This is a genomic window from Lentilactobacillus sp. (assembly GCF_040773105.1).
In the GTDB taxonomy this organism is placed as follows: Bacteria; Bacillota; Bacilli; order Lactobacillales; family Lactobacillaceae; genus Lentilactobacillus; species Lentilactobacillus parabuchneri.
In genome coordinates this window covers 1-16331 of record NZ_JAXGWW010000029.1, presented here as the reverse complement: position 1 = coordinate 16331, position 16331 = coordinate 1, and the positions used below count along the sequence as shown (strand labels likewise).

19 protein-coding genes and 1 pseudogene are annotated in these 16331 nt (G+C 43.8%); 11 read left to right on the top strand and 9 right to left on the bottom strand.

Translation table 11 applies throughout. The features are described 5' to 3' along the window. From AB3112_RS02845 to AB3112_RS02830, 4 genes are all read left to right on the top strand, one after another. On the top strand, positions 1-453 hold a 453-nt coding region (locus AB3112_RS02845), incomplete at its 5' end, for an aminotransferase class V-fold PLP-dependent enzyme (RefSeq protein ID WP_367333926.1). A 12-nt stretch (positions 454-465) separates the two neighbouring features. Continuing rightward, positions 466-1632: a phosphoglycerate dehydrogenase gene (locus tag AB3112_RS02840; RefSeq protein ID WP_084973367.1), complete on the top strand. Its 1167-nt coding sequence runs from the start codon at positions 466-468 to the stop codon at positions 1630-1632. 180 nt (positions 1633-1812) lie between these two features. Continuing rightward, positions 1813-2127: a multidrug efflux SMR transporter gene (locus AB3112_RS02835; protein ID WP_057910204.1), complete on the top strand. Its 315-nt coding sequence runs from the start codon at positions 1813-1815 to the stop codon at positions 2125-2127. A 69-nt stretch (positions 2128-2196) separates the two neighbouring features. Beyond that, complete coding sequence (locus tag AB3112_RS02830) at positions 2197-2748, top strand: NUDIX hydrolase (RefSeq protein ID WP_367333925.1); 552 nt, start codon at positions 2197-2199, stop codon at positions 2746-2748. A 57-nt stretch (positions 2749-2805) separates the two neighbouring features. Here AB3112_RS02830 and AB3112_RS02825 read toward each other — a convergent pair whose 3' ends face one another. After that, positions 2806-4077, bottom strand: coding sequence for a dihydroorotase (locus AB3112_RS02825; RefSeq protein WP_367333924.1), 1272 nt, complete (start codon positions 4075-4077; stop codon positions 2806-2808). Between the two features lie 21 nt (positions 4078-4098). Continuing rightward, positions 4099-5046, bottom strand: a complete 948-nt coding sequence (locus tag AB3112_RS02820) for an aspartate carbamoyltransferase catalytic subunit (RefSeq protein WP_057910201.1) — start codon at positions 5044-5046, stop codon at positions 4099-4101. A gap of 562 nt (positions 5047-5608) precedes the next feature. Between AB3112_RS02820 and AB3112_RS02815 the strand changes: the two genes are divergently transcribed. The 5 genes from AB3112_RS02815 (at position 5609) to AB3112_RS02795 (ending at position 10957) form a co-directional block, all read left to right on the top strand. After that, on the top strand, positions 5609-6664 hold the full coding sequence (locus AB3112_RS02815; RefSeq protein ID WP_057910200.1) for a carbamoyl phosphate synthase small subunit: 1056 nt from the start codon (positions 5609-5611) through the stop codon (positions 6662-6664). Continuing rightward, a complete protein-coding gene (gene carB, locus AB3112_RS02810; protein WP_367333923.1) occupies positions 6664-9729 on the top strand; it encodes a carbamoyl-phosphate synthase large subunit in 3066 nt (1021 codons plus the stop codon). Before AB3112_RS02815 ends, carB begins: the two co-directional genes overlap by 1 nt. Before the next feature lie 162 nt (positions 9730-9891). Beyond that, positions 9892-10242 (top strand): hypothetical protein, encoded by a 351-nt coding sequence (locus AB3112_RS02805; RefSeq protein WP_057910198.1) that lies wholly within the window; start codon positions 9892-9894, stop codon positions 10240-10242. 92 nt (positions 10243-10334) lie between these two features. Next, entirely contained in the window at positions 10335-10610 is a 276-nt protein-coding gene (locus tag AB3112_RS02800) for a type II toxin-antitoxin system PrlF family antitoxin (protein ID WP_057910197.1), read from the top strand. Continuing rightward, positions 10610-10957: a type II toxin-antitoxin system PemK/MazF family toxin gene (locus tag AB3112_RS02795; protein ID WP_367333922.1), complete on the top strand. Its 348-nt coding sequence runs from the start codon at positions 10610-10612 to the stop codon at positions 10955-10957. The genes AB3112_RS02800 and AB3112_RS02795 overlap by 1 nt, the downstream gene beginning before the upstream one ends. A gap of 117 nt (positions 10958-11074) precedes the next feature. Here the strand turns inward: AB3112_RS02795 and lepB are convergent. Next, positions 11075-11668 (bottom strand): annotated as a pseudogene (gene lepB / locus AB3112_RS02790) (signal peptidase I). Between the two features lie 240 nt (positions 11669-11908). Between lepB and AB3112_RS02785 the strand changes: the two are divergent. Then, positions 11909-12151 carry a hypothetical protein gene (locus AB3112_RS02785; RefSeq protein WP_057910194.1) on the top strand — a complete coding sequence of 81 codons (243 nt, stop codon included), beginning with the start codon at positions 11909-11911 and terminating at the stop codon, positions 12149-12151. Further along, on the top strand, positions 12144-12512 hold the full coding sequence (locus tag AB3112_RS02780) for a type II toxin-antitoxin system PemK/MazF family toxin (RefSeq protein WP_057910193.1): 369 nt from the start codon (positions 12144-12146) through the stop codon (positions 12510-12512). Before AB3112_RS02785 ends, AB3112_RS02780 begins: the two co-directional genes overlap by 8 nt. Positions 12513-12684: 172 nt before the next feature. Here the strand turns inward: AB3112_RS02780 and AB3112_RS02775 are convergent, their stop codons facing one another. From AB3112_RS02775 to AB3112_RS02750, 6 genes are all read right to left on the bottom strand, one after another. After that, a complete protein-coding gene (locus AB3112_RS02775) occupies positions 12685-13137 on the bottom strand; it encodes a hypothetical protein (protein ID WP_239822841.1) in 453 nt (150 codons plus the stop codon). A gap of 138 nt (positions 13138-13275) precedes the next feature. Beyond that, entirely contained in the window at positions 13276-13713 is a 438-nt protein-coding gene (locus AB3112_RS02770; protein ID WP_057910192.1) for a hypothetical protein, read from the bottom strand. A 63-nt stretch (positions 13714-13776) separates the two neighbouring features. Next, on the bottom strand, positions 13777-14100 hold the full coding sequence (locus AB3112_RS02765) for a hypothetical protein (RefSeq protein WP_057910191.1): 324 nt from the start codon (positions 14098-14100) through the stop codon (positions 13777-13779). Positions 14101-14108: 8 nt separating this feature from the next. Further along, a complete protein-coding gene (locus tag AB3112_RS02760; protein ID WP_057911294.1) occupies positions 14109-14426 on the bottom strand; it encodes a hypothetical protein in 318 nt (105 codons plus the stop codon). Positions 14427-14861: 435 nt separating this feature from the next. Then, a complete protein-coding gene (locus AB3112_RS02755) occupies positions 14862-15188 on the bottom strand; it encodes a hypothetical protein (protein WP_057910558.1) in 327 nt (108 codons plus the stop codon). A gap of 3 nt (positions 15189-15191) precedes the next feature. Then, positions 15192-16331: amidase domain-containing protein (locus AB3112_RS02750; RefSeq protein ID WP_367333921.1), on the bottom strand; the 1140-nt coding region annotated here is incomplete at its 5' end.

The window sequence follows — 16331 nt, the reverse complement described above, 5'->3', positions numbered from 1 at the left end:
CGAGATGACTTGGTTAAGCCGGTTGAACATATTCCAAGTATCCTCAATTACAACCTATTTGTTAAAAAGAACTCAATGTACAACACGCCACCCGTCTTCAACATTTACGCGACCGGCTTAGTTTTAAAGTGGTTAAAGGAACAAGACGGGATCGAAGGAATTGAGAAGGTTAATCAACAAAAAGCGGCCCTGTTGTACGACTTTTTAGATGACTCCAAGTTATTTGCTAACCACATCAAGCCAAGCGACCGTTCACTCACCAACGTGCCATTTACCACTGGTGACGCTGCAGTCGACAAGGAGGTCATTTCTGCAGCCACAGATGCTGGCCTAATGAACCTCAAGGGTCACAGAAGCGTCGGCGGACTGCGGGCCAGCCTGTACAATGCCATGCCGTTAGCAGGTGTCCAAGCACTGGTTGATTTCTTACACAACTTTGAAAAACAACATTAGGGGGAACTTAAAATGTATCAAGTAAAAACATATAATGCCATTGCCCAAGCCGGATTAGACCGGTTCTCCGATAATTATCAAATTAACAAAACAGACGAGGCTGACGCTTATCTAATTCGTTCGGTCAATCTTCACGATCAACCATTTCCCAAGTCTTTAAAGGTCATTGCCAGAGCTGGGGCCGGATTTAACAATATCCCACTAGAACAGGCAACTGAAAATGGAACCGCCGTCTTTAACACGCCCGGAAGTAATGCAAACGCCGTTAAAGAACTGATCATCGCGCTGCTGGTGGCTTCATCCCGGAACTTATTTGCGGCTGCTGACTACGCTGCTCATAATAGTGGCGCTGACATTTCGCTGCGAACCGAAAAGGATAAGACCAAGTTCAAGGGAACCGAACTGACCGGCCGCACGTTGGCTGTCATTGGCGTCGGCCACGTTGGCTCACTGGTGGCCAATGCTGCCAGCGCCCTGGGCATGAAGGTCATTGGTTACGACCCATATTTGTCGGCTGATGCCGCTTGGCACATTTCAACCACAATCACTCGGGCTAGCACCCTCGGTGAAGCCCTGCAGCAAGCCGACTACGTGACCGTCCACGTGCCAAAGAACGAAGAAACCACCGGCTTGATTGGCGCTGAACAGATGGCGATTATGAAGGATGGCGTCAAGTTGTTTAACTACTCTCGAGACGGAATTGTGGATAATGAAGCGGCCGTTGAATATCTGGACGCCAGAAAAATTCGCACCTACTATACTGATTTTGGTGAAAATATTCTCTTGAATCGAGAAGACGTTGTCGTTACCCCACACATTGGCGGATCAACCCTGGAAGCTGAAGCCAATGGCGCAACTCAAGGGGCTAACACCATTATGACGTATCTTGAAACCGGAAATATTGAAAATTCAGTCAACCTCCCCAATCTCCAAGTGCCGTTTAACACCCCATACCGACTAACACTGATTCATAAGAACATTCCAAACATGGTCGGCCAGATTGCCACCTTGTTGGCGGATGCGGGTATTAACATCGAAAGTATGAGCAATGCCGCTCGAAAAGACGTCGCCTATACGATCGTTGACCTGGATAATTTAAATAATGAAGAAGAACACGCCCTAGTGGAGCGACTTGGAAAGATTGACGCTGTGTTCAGGGTCCGGGTGCTGAAAAAATAATCTTGATTGCTAACATGGGGTTTGATTATCTGAAAATTCACTTTCAAATCCAAATGTGCTACACTATTAATAACTTGATATTCGACTGCCACCGGGCAGCAACAACAGGTACTTTTTGCAATTCCGTTAGGTCATAGAAGGAATTGTAAGGGGTACCCTTTTTCTTTAGGAGGGCTTTTTATGAATTGGATATTTTTGATTATTGCGGGCATTTTTGAGGTGGTCTGGGCAACGGCAATGAAATACAGCCATGGATTTACCAACTTAACCCCATCGATTATCACAATTGTCGGAATGTTAATCAGTTTTTTCTTGCTGGCACACGCCACCAAAACACTCCCGCTGAGCATTGCCTACCCCGTTTGGACAGGAATCGGGGCAGTCGGAACCGTCATTGCCGGAATTATTTTATTTGGCGACAAAGTGTCACCAATTACTTGGGGATTTGTGATCCTTTTGTTAGTCAGTATTGTAGGAATTAAAATCACCAGTTAAGCATGCTTGGTTTATCAAAATCTACGACTATAATCATTTTTGATACGTTCAATATAAGGAGATAATACATTGTTTAAAACATGGCACCAACCCGGCAAGGTCCTCGACCGCAAGAATGACTACACCGGCCGAGTCTTTGCCGTCGATCAGCTGCATATTCAAACACCGGATGGCTTAACCATCGAACGGGACTTGATCAAAACCGACCCCACCATCACCATTCTGGCCATGACGGAAGATGAACGAGTTGTCATGAGCAGCGAGTATCGAGCCGGCGTTAACGGCGACTCGGTCTCGCTACCTGCAGGGATCGTCAATTCTGGTGAAACCAGCGAGCAGGCAGCCGCACGTGAATTACGTGAGGAAACTGGCTACGTTGCCAAATCGGTCACCAAGATGACCCGCATCACCTCTTCAGAAGGCTTCATGGATCAATTTGCAGACCTGATGCTAATCAAATTTGACCCGACTGAGCGGGTTTCACGTCACTTCGATCAAGACGAGTTTGTCAACAGTGAGCTCGTCCCCCTGAAACAAGTCCTCACCTGGATTCGGGAAGGGAAAGTCAACACCGCTCAGGCAGTTTCTTCAATTGGCTACTACATGATGTTTCTCAAATAAAATAAAGCTGCAGTCCACCGAGTTAGGAGTCTCGGTGAACTGCAGCTTTGTTTTTTCTTATTTTTTGTAGACGATTTCGCCATCAACTAAGGTCATCACAGTATCCCCATACACAGTTTCGCCTGTAAATGGTGAATTCTTACCTTTTGATAAATAGTCGCTTTCTTTGATTTCATGTTCATCTTTCAAATCAAAGATCGCAATATCTGCTGGCTGACCAACTTCTAAGCGACCGGCGTTGTTCATTTTAAAAATTGATGCCGGTTTATTGGTCATCCAGTCGATTAACTGTTCCAAAGTGAATCGACCGGTCTTGACAAATCTGGTGTATAGCATGCTAAAGGCGGTTTCACTGCCCGTGAGTCCACAGGCCGCCGTGCTAATTGATTGGTCCTTATCCGCCTTGGTGTGAGGCGCATGATCCGTGGCAATCATATCAATGGTGCCATCCAGCAGTCCGTTAATAAGTGCCTGGCGATCATCCTCCCCACGCAATGGTGGGTTCATTTTATAAAGTGCATTGTCTTCTTTAATATTAGCATCCGATAACAGCAAATGATGTGGGGACACTTCGGCAGTCACGTGGATGCCAGCTTGTTTCGCAGCTCGAATCACGTTAACTGTGTGCTTGGATGACGCGTGACAAACATGGTAGTGAACGCCGGTTGCTTCAGCGAGAATCACGTCTCTGGCAACCTGGGCAGTCTCACTAACCCAAGGCATCTCTTTCATCCCCAAGCGCTTAGCTGCGCCACCGTTCAAAACGCCACCATAAGTCAGGTCGTCATCTTGAACGTGTTCGACGATCGCCATATCAAGGTCAGCTGCCTGCTGCATTGCCTCATACATTGTGCTGCTTTTTTGAATTCCGTTGCCATCGTTGCTAAATGCGAAGGCGCCGGCATCCTTTAAAGCTTTAAAATCAACTAATTCATCACCGCCACGATTGGTCGTAATGGTCGCATATTGTTTGATATGAATCACGCCATCAGTTTGGTTCAATTTAATTAAAGCTTCCATATTATTAACAGAGTCTGGTGCCGGGGTCACATTTGGCATCGCGCAGACAGTGGTAAAGCCACCGTGTGCAGCTGCCAGACTCCCGGTTTTGATGGTTTCTTTTTGTTCCTGACCGGGTTGTCGATAGTGGACATGCACATCGATCAAACCGGCGCTGACAAAGTTTCCTTTGGCATCAAGGATTTCATCAACCCCATCCCTGGTGATTTCAGGGGCAATCTTTGAAACCTTTCCATCTTCAATTAACACATCGCGTTTAACTAATTGACCATGTTCTAACAGTTGACCGTTGGCAATTATGCGTTTCATCAGTTGAAAGTCTCCTCGCTATTAATATTCTTCCTTAATAAGTCCACGGTTTCGAAGCATGCTGGTCATGATTGCCATGCGAACGAAGACGCCGTTAGCCATTTGTGGGAAGATCCGTGATTTGTCGCATTCAACCAATTCGTCAGCGATTTCAACGCCGCGGTTAACGGGAGCTGGATGCATGATAATTGAATGTTCAGGCATTCTTGATTCGCGTTCTTGAGTTAATCCATATTGTGCGTGGTATTTTTCAGCTGAGAACGTACCGTTTTCGTCATCAGCAATTCGTTCGTGTTGTACTCGGAGGAACATCATAACGTCCATGCGTTCAACCAAGTCGTCGATTGGCATCCATTCGCCATACTTGGCAAATTCTTCTGTGTACCACTTCTTAGGACCGCCGAAGAAGACGTGGGCGCCTAACATGGTCAATACTTCCATGTTTGAACGGGCAACCCGTGAATGGGTCAAGTCACCGACGATGGCAACGTTTAATCCTTCAAAATGACCAAACTCTTCATATATAGTCATCATATCCAGCAATGATTGTGATGGGTGTTGGCCTGATCCGTCACCGCCGTTGGCAATTCCAACGTGGACATTTGGATCAGCGATTAAGTCCTTATAATATTCGTTCTTCTTATCACGGATGGCAACCAGATCAACGCCAATAGCTTGGAAAGTCTTGACGGTGTCGCCCATTGATTCACCTTTGTTTAATGAACTGTTGGATGGGTCAAAGTTCACAACTTGAAGGCCTAATTTACGTTCTGCCATTTCAAAGCTGGTGTGGGTTCTGGTACTACTTTCAAAGAAAAGGTTGGCAGCATACACTGGCCGGGTTAACTCAATTTGCTTGCCTGCTTTGAAATCCTGTGCTTCATGGATAAATGATAAAACGTCTTCGGCTGAAAGGTCTTCCATACTTACAACATTTTCAAAACTTACCGGTTTAGTAATCTGCATCATTGTGATTTCCTCCTAATATTAAAAGCGCCTTGCCGTGTTCGCAAAGCGCTCCTTATGTGTTGGAACCACAATCCAGGACGTTTTGCTCTCACGGGAACAGTTAAATCGTCAATAAGAATGAGTTGATATGTAACAAAAAACCTCTTCACCGCGTTCGGTAAAGAGGTTTGAGTTTGCCCTGAGTCTCCTCAAGAGTCGCCATACCTTCTTAACCTCACGGGGTTAATGTTAAAGGTTCTGTTTGATTACTTAGAATCATATGCTATTTTCAATCAAAAAACAAGTCTAATTTAAAAATTATTTTTAAAAATGTGTTTTTATCCAAATTTGCGCATATCTGTTTTGATGACGATTAACTTATCTATAAGGACGGCATTTCAGCCCTATTAATATAATTTAATAAATATTCATATTTATTATAAAGTGTACATATTTATCCGAATATTGGAGAATTCTGCATAAAATCACTTGACAAGTGGGCCAAAAACTTCTATCTTAAATATTCAAAAGCGTTAACTGTAAATGTCACGACGTTGTTAGGACTATTTGAGGAGGTTCGGACATGAAAAAATATTTAACTTTAGAAAACGGAGATGTCTTCGTCGGTGAAGCCTGTGGTGATTTGGGCGCCGAGATCGATGGTGAGCTCGTCTTCACCACCAGCATGACCGGATATCAGGAAACATTGACGGATCCGTCGTACAAGAAGCAAATTATCACCTTCACGTACCCACTTATCGGCAACTACGGCATCTCACTTGGGACCAATCAATCAGACACGGTCCAAGCTGCAGCCGTTGTTGTTAAAGAATTAACCGATCAAGTATTTCACTATCAAAGCGTCATCAGCCTCGATGCTTTCTTAAAGCAGTCCAAGGTTCCAGCAATCAGCGGGATTGACACCCGACAGTTAACCAAGATTATTCGCCGCTACGGTACAATGAAAGCCAGCCTGACCAATCAACCAATCGTCAAGGCCGAACCAGAGCACCAAACATCCATTATCAAATCAGCAACATTGTCCGCAGGCGACGCCAAAGATGTTGAACACGTTGTGGTCGTTGACTTCGGTGTTAAAGATAACATCGTCAAGTCACTACAACGCCCAGGAGTTGACGTGACCGTTGTCACCCCCGACTCCACATTTGAAGATATCGCTGCACTCCATCCAACCGGCATTTTGTTATCAAATGGCCCTGGTGATCCAACCGACTACGAAGACTTTGTCCCAGTCATCCAGAAGCTCCAAGATAACTATCCGCTGTTTGGTATTTGTTTGGGCCATCAGCTTTTGGCACTGGCTAATGGCGCAACTACTTACAAGATGACGTTTGGTCACCGTGGGATTAACCATCCAGTCAAAAATATCATCACGGGAGACATCTACATCACTTCTCAAAACCATGGCTATGCCGTCGACATTGACTCCGTCAAAGATACCCCACTGGAAGTCACTGCCATTGAAGTCAACGACCAGACGTGCGAAGGCCTGCGCTATCCTGGACGCCCAGTATTTTCAGTCCAGTATCACCCGGAAGCAGCTCCTGGCCCACACGAAGCAACCAAGCTGTTCACTGACTTTATCGAAATGATGCACGTAAACGGAGGGGTTCACTAATGCCAAAAAGAGAAGATATTAAAAAAGTTTTGATCATCGGCTCAGGTCCAATTGTCATCGGCCAAGCTGCTGAATTTGACTACGCTGGAAGCCAAGCCTGCTTGAGTCTCCGTGAAGAAGGCTACTCAGTCATTTTGGTCAACTCCAACCCTGCAACGATCATGACGGATGACGAAATTGCCGACAAGATTTACCTGGAGCCATTAACCGTTCCAAACTTAAAGAAAATTATCGAAAAAGAACATCCAGACGCAATCTTGCCAACCCTAGGTGGCCAAACCGGCTTGAACTTAGCTGTTGAATTGAGCAAGGACGGCATTTTGGATAAATTGGGAATTGAATTATTAGGGACAAGTCTGCAAACCATCAACGAAGCAGAGGACCGTGAAAAATTCAAGGACCTGATGCAGGAACTCCACCAACCAATTCCAGATTCAAAAACAGTCTATGACCTCCAAGATGGCCTCGACTTCGCCCACCAGATCGACTACCCGGTTATTATTCGTCCAGCCTACACGCTGGGAGGAACCGGTGGCGGAATCGCGCATAACGACGATGAAATGAAGACCATTTTGAACCGTGGCCTAACCATGTCACCATCGACTGAATGCTTGATCGAGAAGAGCATCGCAGGCTACAAAGAAATCGAATTTGAAGTCATGCGTGACCATCATGGCAGCTCGATTATCGTGACTGGGATGGAGAACTTTGACCCAGTCGGTATCCACACTGGCGATTCCATCGTCTTCGCGCCAACCCAAACCTTAACTGATAAGGAGTATCAACGTCTGCGTGACGCATCCTTGACCATTGTCAACGCCCTTAAAATCGAGGGTGGCTGCAACGTCCAATTGGCACAAGATCCAAACAGCGAAGCCTACTACGTCATCGAAGTCAATCCACGGGTCAGCCGTTCTTCAGCGTTAGCCTCAAAAGCAACTGGTTACCCAATTGCCAAGATTGCGGCTAAAATTGCCATTGGACTGAACCTTGATGAAATCATGAATCCAATAACGCAAACCACGTTCGCGATGTTTGAACCAGCTTTAGATTACGTCGTTGCTAAGATTCCACGCTTTGCCTTTGATAAATTCACAAACGCAGATCGCAAACTGGGAACCCAAATGAAGGCGACCGGAGAAGTCATGGCGATCGGTAGTACCATTGAAGAATCACTGTTGAAAGCTGTTCAATCGTTAGAGCTTGACCAACAAGCGCAAACCGACCTGATTCCGACTTATTCGCGCGATATGTCTATGGGCGACCTGTTGGAAAAGATCAAAACACCCACCGATTATCGTCTGTTTGAAATTTTTGCCGCAATTGGTAAAGGTGCCACGATTCAACAAATTAACCGTTCGACGCAAATTGATTTGTATTTCTTATCCAAATTAGAAAATATCCTCAAGATGCAGCAACAGATGACCGACGGCCTGCTCAGCGCCGACATGGTTTTAAAAGCCCGTAAGTTAGGCTTTAACAACACCATGATCAAAGCCATTCATCACGCTACTGACGATGAATTAGTTAAGTTAGACCAAATGGAGGATCAACACTTGGTTTACAAGATGGTCGATACCTGTGCTGCCGAATTCGACAGCACAACGCCTTACTACTATAGTACTGTCGGCAACGAGAACGAAAGCAAGCCTCTGGGCAACAGCATTGTCGTTATCGGTGCCGGCCCGATCAGAATCGGCCAAGGCGTCGAGTTCGACTATGCAACCGTTCACTGCGTCAAAGCCATTCAAGCAGCTGGATACAATGCCATTATTATCAATAACAATCCAGAAACCGTTTCAACTGATTTCTCGATTTCAGATAAGCTCTACTTCGAACCGCTCACGATTGACAGTGTCATGAACATCATCAATTTGGAACAGCCAATCGGCGTCATTGTTGAATTTGGCGGCCAAACTGCCATTAACCTGACCGAAGCGTTAACCAAACACGGCGTTTCAATTCTCGGGACTTCTCTTCACGGCATCGAACAGACCGAAGACCGTCACCAGTTTGAAGACCTGTTAATTGATCAAAATATCGCCCACCCTAAAGGCGATACTGCCACCAGTGCACCGGAAGCCCTTGAAATTGCCAATAAGCTGGGCTACCCAGTCCTCGTACGCCCAAGCTTTGTTCTCGGCGGTAAAGGTATGGCGGTTGTCCACAACGACGATGAGTTAAATGAATACCTCATCCCCGCCCTTAAAAACAGCCATGGTGAACCGATTTTGATTGACCAATATATCCCTGGAACTGAATGTGAGGTTGATATCCTAAGCGACGGCAATGAAGTTTTCGTCCCAGGTATCATGGAACATCTCGAAGGTGCCGGCATTCATTCAGGCGACTCGATTGCGATGTATCCACCTCAGACGTTGACGGACGACCAGAAAGAAAAAATCGTTGCCATCGCTACCAAGATTGGCAAACAGGTTCACGCAGTCGGCATGATGAACATTCAGTTTATTGTCGCAGATGAGGTCTACGTCATCGAAGTCAACCCACGTGCATCTCGTACCGTGCCGTTCATGAGTAAGATTGTCAAACTGCATCTGGCACAATTAGCAACGCAGTTAATCTTAGGCAAATCGCTTGATGAAATTGGCCTGAAGCCTGGTTTGCATCCAGAACCCGCTAAAGTTTACGTCAAAGCACCAGTCTTCTCGTTTGCTAAGATACCTGGTGCGCCAACAGCATTAAGCCCAGAAATGAAGTCAACCGGAGAAGACATCGGCTCTGGCGACAACTTACAGGAAGCTTTACACAACGCCCTATTTGACAGTTACCACATTGACACCAACAATTTAAGCGGCGACGTCTTATTATCAGAATTTGACGCCAACAACGCCAGCTTGGTTGGCCAACTTAAAGGAAGTGGCTTCGGAATTCAAACCTACCACGAAAATATGGACTGGCCGGATGACCTCGCCTTTGTCCTGAGTTCAGAAGACGAAACGTCCGATCAGAAACAGCTGGTTGCCAATGCCTTAAGTCATCAAGTACCCGTATTTACCGCACAGGACACAGTGATGGGTGTGTTTCAGCCACAACTGATTAAATAGCTTGATTTAGAAATGACAAAGCACCTTCGGAGAATTCAACTCCGAAAGTGCTTTTTTGATTTGGTCATCATTTACCAATGCGAATCGCTTGTCTTTCCATTTCAAACGCGGTTCAATGAACGTGAATAAAATATTGTTGGTAAATCTTAGGGAGGTAATCACATGTTAGACGTTATCAAATCATTGGATCGATTAACTTGGAACACCCAACACCATTTCGCTCACATCGAGGCGCAGCACGACTTCATCCGGGCTTGGGCAATTCAGTTTGAACTGGGCTACACCGATGTTCGAGTTGTTCAAATGGCTTTGCAATTAGACGGTAAGCACCATGATCTTCTGGTCAAATTCACTGCAGCTTACGACAAAGTATATGATTATGAATACGCATTTGTGGCCGGCGGTTTGGAAGGCTTCAACGAGAAGTATGGTGACAAAATTGAAGATTACCGCGCTGCAGCCAATGAATTCCTTGGTTTAATTGATCAGGTCCGTGAATTAAATGGCAAGTAATCCAATATCGAAGCACATGGTATACCTTACATTTGCCTTACTAACTTTTTTTGAATTATACTGTGTGTAAGGACAAGTAAGGAGGAAATGCTATGGCAAAACGTGATCGTCATATTGTGGTCATCTCTAAAATCACCGCAAAAAACCAAGTCACAGTTCCCAAAACAATTCGTGACGTCCTAAATGTCAAATCATCGGATGAAATTGAATGGGAACTAGGCAGTGATGGCCAAATTACTGTGAAGCGGACATCCCCCGAAAAAAATGATTTCTGGAAGATGGTTGATGCGCAAGAAAAGAAATACGGGCGTGTTGCCACCCCGGAAATAGATTGGGGCGAAGATGTTGGTTCGGAGGATTTTGATTAATGGAATTACATCAAGGAAATATACTGTTTATCAATCTTAATCCTGCCAAGGGAACTGAAACAAAAAAAGAGCGGCCATGTATGGTTGTTAGTAACGATGAGTATAACCGACATCTCAACACCGTCTTAGCCATCCCTATCAGTTCATCTGATAAGTACCAGGCGCAGGAAAGATTTGTTCAATCACCGTTTTTTCAAAGGATTGACTTGGAGTCAGTTCATGGAACCGCGCTTCTCCAACATGTTTGGGCAATTGATCCCGAAAAACGATCTAATGGGGAAATAGTCGGGCAAGCTCCGGCAGGGATCATCAAAACCATTTCAGGAGTCCTCAAAGAATTTTTTTAGAACGCCATCCATTTCCCGAATTATTAAAAACGTTACGGTATCAATTTAATTGCTAACGGATATTGTAGAATCTAAAAATGTCCTTCACCGGATCTAAAATTGGTGAAGGACATTACTTTATCCATAGTTATTAATTTCACTTCGATTGGCATCCCATGGGAACGTATAAACCACGCCTTCCATATGAGACTTGGGCACAAATCCCCAGTAACGACTGTCATAGGAAATATTCCGGTTATCACCCATCACAAAATACTGACCCTTGGGAACCACGGCAGTCTATCCACCTCTGTTCCACTTCTTGGAAAGAATCGATAAATTAAAACCATTATCGTCAACGTTGCTCAAAGTACCGGTAGTCTGCTGCTGACGGGAGATGAACGGCTGCTTGATGTACTTACCGTTTACGTATAAGTGCCCAGTCTTGGTATAGGTAATCCTGTCACCCGGAATGCCAATGACGCGTTTGACAAATTCAGTGTTCGGTCGCGTATCCGGCGCCAATTTATAAGCATTAAACACCACCACTGACAAACGTTTGATTGGTTTGGTCTTTAAGATAACCACGTGCTCGTTGTTCTGCAGGTTGGGCATCATCGAATCACCATCCACTCTGACTGGTGAAATAATGTAGGTTTTAAGTAGTAGTGCCAGTGCCAATCCAATGACGATTGGCAGGATCCAGCTGAAGATGCTCTTGATAACTTTCATCTTTTCCTCCTATTGGATGTATATTGCATGCCTATAAGTGTATGCCTCCGAGTCTAAATTTTCAACGTACAATGTAAAGGAGAGCGGGCTAACTTTTAGGCATATTTGGACAGTGAGAGCAGCCGGCGATCTCCGAAAGTTTCTACTTAAAATTAATATATAGCCAAAATTCAGTTGATGCACAATGCTTGAATCTATGCGTAATTACATATATAATTACGCATAGAAAGGGTGATAACAGTGACTGTAAAAACGCGGCGTCAAGGCAATTCAATTATGGTGACAATTCCTGCTTCGTTTAACATAGGGGAAAACGTTGAGTTTGAACCAATCAAGGATGAAAACGGCGTGATCAGTTTGTTACCAGTTCGGCACAACATTTATACTGCAGAATCGAACTATGATCTTCGAAAAGCAATGGAAGAAGAAAACATTGGAGACAATGGCACGCCGGTTGGTCGAGAGGACATTTGGAATGACTAAAGACATCCCGCAGCAAGGAGATCTCATCTGGATTGATAGTGAACCACATGCCGGCCATGAATATGGTGGCCATAATCCAGATTCCAGTAATACTTTTAGACCGTTACTGGTTGTCAGTGATAAAGCATATAATCAACGGACAGGTATGATTGTCGGCTTTCCAATTACCCATGCAACTAAAATTAAGGCACCTTTTCAGATTACACTTTCTTCTCATAAAATAGAAGGCCACGTTATTTTAACCGGTCTTTTGGGTTATGACTACGTCGCCGGATCCGGCAAGATTGTTGATCATGTCAATGCGGCGGAATTAGCACAAGCTTTGACTGCTATTAAAGATATTTTTGGCTTTTTTGATTAATGTCTTAAGCCAATGCATTTCACTGAGTTGAATTAAATCACAGACGAGCGCTAACCACTTCAATATAGTTAGCGCTTTTTTATTATCACACAATTACCTAAACAAGACTAGGAAGGACTTAGTGGGAAAACAAAAGCCTCGAAGCATCGCGCTTCGAGGATCACATTGATGGTTAATATCGGATTGGCTTCGTCATCCAAAATTGAATGGTGTTCACAAATTCCCACTTATCATGACCGACCTTCATATAGTAGGTAATAATAGGTGTTTTGTGACCATGACGGAAAATCAACTTCCGATAATTGTACTTGGTCTTCAAATAGTAACGTTGCGGATTCTTATAGCGCATCACCATTGTTCTTGAGTGCTTTGTGTACTTGTACTCAACATGCTTGGTGTCCTTGAACAAGTCCTGGCGATCATCTTCAAATTCGCCCCAGTTCACCGAATTGTACTGAAGGACTTTTTGTTTGGTGGCATACCCTAATGAATTCATATCCAAGTGTTTCCAGTTGGTACTGGCAGACGCTGAGGTCTGGGCTAAAACCAATAGAGAAAAGAATGCTAACAGTAACAACCACTTTAAAGTAATCCGATGTTGTCTGGTAACTAACAAGTTCATCATCGACCTTTCATTAAATGGATGATTGTGAATAATGCTCATCCATAATCCAATGAATCTTAAATGCGACTAATCTAATTAGTGGTTAACCGGCTTGACCAACCAGAATCGATACGTCGCCGGATAGCCCACTTCCAAGGACTAATATTTGATTGGCTTAAACATCCAGTACTTAATCGTATACAGGAACTGAAACTTCTGATTACCAAGCTTGTAATAATATTGAATAACTGGCTGCCGTTTATTTCCATGGAAAACAAGTTTTCGATAATTGTACTTTGTATTTACTTCAGGGGATTTTGATTTGTTCAGATAGCGAATAACCATCACTCGAGATTGATGATTATATTTGTACTTAGTTGATTTGGTATCCTTGAAATACTTGTTCTCATAAATCTCTTCATAGTTGCCCCAGTTACTACCATCGTATTTAAGGATCCGCTGCTTCTTTGCATATCCCATAATTTTGAGACTGTATGGCTGCCATGCAGCAGCATGTATCTGATTGCATCCAATCAATAGTGCTCCAGCAAATGTCATGATCATTAGAAGAAATACTCGATACCATTCTTTTTTCATCTACTTTTCCTCTTTCCCTAGTGAAATCCAAATCACCATTAGCGCAGTCAGCTGTTCGATCTCCTACATTCTTGGAACAAGATGGTTGGCAATCTTAAAAACCGACACCTGACGAATCTTGAACTGGGTGACCATATATGACTCATCGCTTGAATCATACCCATCCTTATACGGAATGGTATACACAGTCTGATGAGGCGCACGGCTTTGCACTTTAGTGTACCTTGGGTCAGATCTGATTGCAGTCACTGGATGGCCATCAAATAGAATCCGTACTCGAACAGATCCCTTCGGCGAAAGTGACAACAGCAATACTGTGATAAAGCAGAGGAGAACAACGACACTCAGCATTTTAAATGACTTAATCAAGAATTTGTTCAGCTTCATCGCCCCCTCTACCCAAAGTATTGATCAGCCGTAACGGCAACGTGAAAAATCCCTAAATAAGTTCTGATGGCAAAAGTTGATGTGCGAACACCTGTACTGCCATCTTTGTATGGATATTTGTCAGGGACATAATATACGGGAATTTGAAGTGATTTGCTCGTCTTGGGAGAAAATTTTGGATTACAATGAAATGCAGAAACTGGTGATACACCATGCACCATCATATTGGCTCGAACGGCGTTTTTGACCGAGACTGTAAAAAATAAGCACACCAGGAAAAGAACGATCACTACACCCGCCAAGGCTTTTACCAATTTTCCTTTCATGATCAATCGCCACTTTCATAACATTTTTTATATACCGTTGCTGACTTTCCTAGTAGCAATACTACATTGTTAGAACTCTGGCTGAGTCGGGTAAGCAATGTGAAATACCCATAAGTAGGATCTGACGTCAAACATCGAAGCCTTAAACCCGTTCATATCAGTAAATGAGTATTTTAGTGGAATGGTATGTATAGTGGCCTTGAAAGCTTTGCTGTTTGATTGGCTATATTTAGGATTGCATTTCAAAGCAGCTGAAAATGGAGCTCCTTCGATTGCCATGGTTGCTCTCACAGCATTTTTAGGAAACACAGTTATCAATAAACCCAAAATGAGTATTAAGGAAACTGCGGTATAAATAATTCGTTTAATCCTGATTTTTATTTTTGTAGTTTTCATCATTACGTCCTGACTTCATAAATTGTAGGACTCCATCAGTTACGGTAAGAATGGAATGGTTGGGGCCGCGAAATGAAAGATCCCCAAGTAGGTCTTCATGTGAAATAGTGAAATCTGTGTTCCATACCCATTTTTGTACGCATACTTATTTGAGATGGAATAGAGATTTTCGCCTAAACTTTTACTCGTCTTGGGAGCATATACAGGATCACATTGAAATGCCGCAACCGGTGATGCCCCGTGGAGTAACATGGTTGTCCGAACGGCATTTTTAGGCGATATTGTAGACACCAGAAATAGAAATAACACAATCACAACAATTGAATACAATGTTTTTCGAAGTACAGTGTGCTGATTATTTTTCATCACTTATATCCCCATTTCTATAACGCGCATCCGATTTGTTCTACTAAGACCAAATATTTTCTTGATTTTTGTTAGGGGTGCAAATAATCTGCTTCGCGTATGGGATGTATAATACACCATATGCTTCGTTACCTTAGAAACGGTTATTGTATGATGCCATCCATACTTCTTCGAATGTAGTTGGATTACATCACCAACGCGAACTTTTGACATCACCTTTCGCAAACTGCTTGTAACAAAATGTGGTCGATGCTTGGTCTTGGTCCAATATTTATAAAAGCCATTGACTGTTGACCAACTAGTAGAATAGTTCCAATGTTTTTCAATTACCTTCCCAAAAATCTTGGTTGACTTTGTTCTGCGACAGTACCACTTACGCGTATTCTTTGTCCATTTGTTCTGTGAATAAAAATGTGCCCCCTTTGCATGTTTACTAACCGAAGTCATTCTTGCTCCAGCATGGGCCCTATCTTGTGAGGCCAAATTTGTACAATCCCCGCCTCTAGCGTATGGGTTAAAATTAGGATAATACTTGTTATACTTTTTCCAATGCTTTCTTTCATACCTGACTTCTCTCCGCTGATTTCTATCCAGTTTTTGTCCCTTTCTCCAAGTCGTCTTATAAGGCTTTTGTTTCGTCTTATTGCTCGGCTGAAATTGGCCGTTTGAATGCATAGATTTCTGAGAATAATGATCAGAATGGGAGTTGCGAGTTTCCTTATTCTGTGGCTGTTTTTGAGAAGTAACAGATGCAGAAGCACCATTGTTCTTATTAGAGTTGTTACTTTGAAACTGAGTCTGGTTAGAACTTCTACCGGTGACAGCACTACCTGTTTTCGTAGTTGCAGAACCAGCAGAATCGTTGACACCTGTCATGCCCTCAGCAGTGCTGTTATTAGTCCCATTAACGGACTGACCTTGAGGATTGGATACAACAGTAGCAGAACCATTATTGGCTGTGGCACCAGCTGTTGCACCACCAGTAGAAATTCCGCCGCTTCCGTTGTTGACGCCACCCCCACCGGTGTTTCCACCAGGAATGTAGCCCCCGCCGCCACTATTGTTATTATTGTTATCGTCATTACCGTTGTCATTGTCGTTGTTGTCATCATTGGTTTGATTCTGGCTGTTAGTGACATTGTT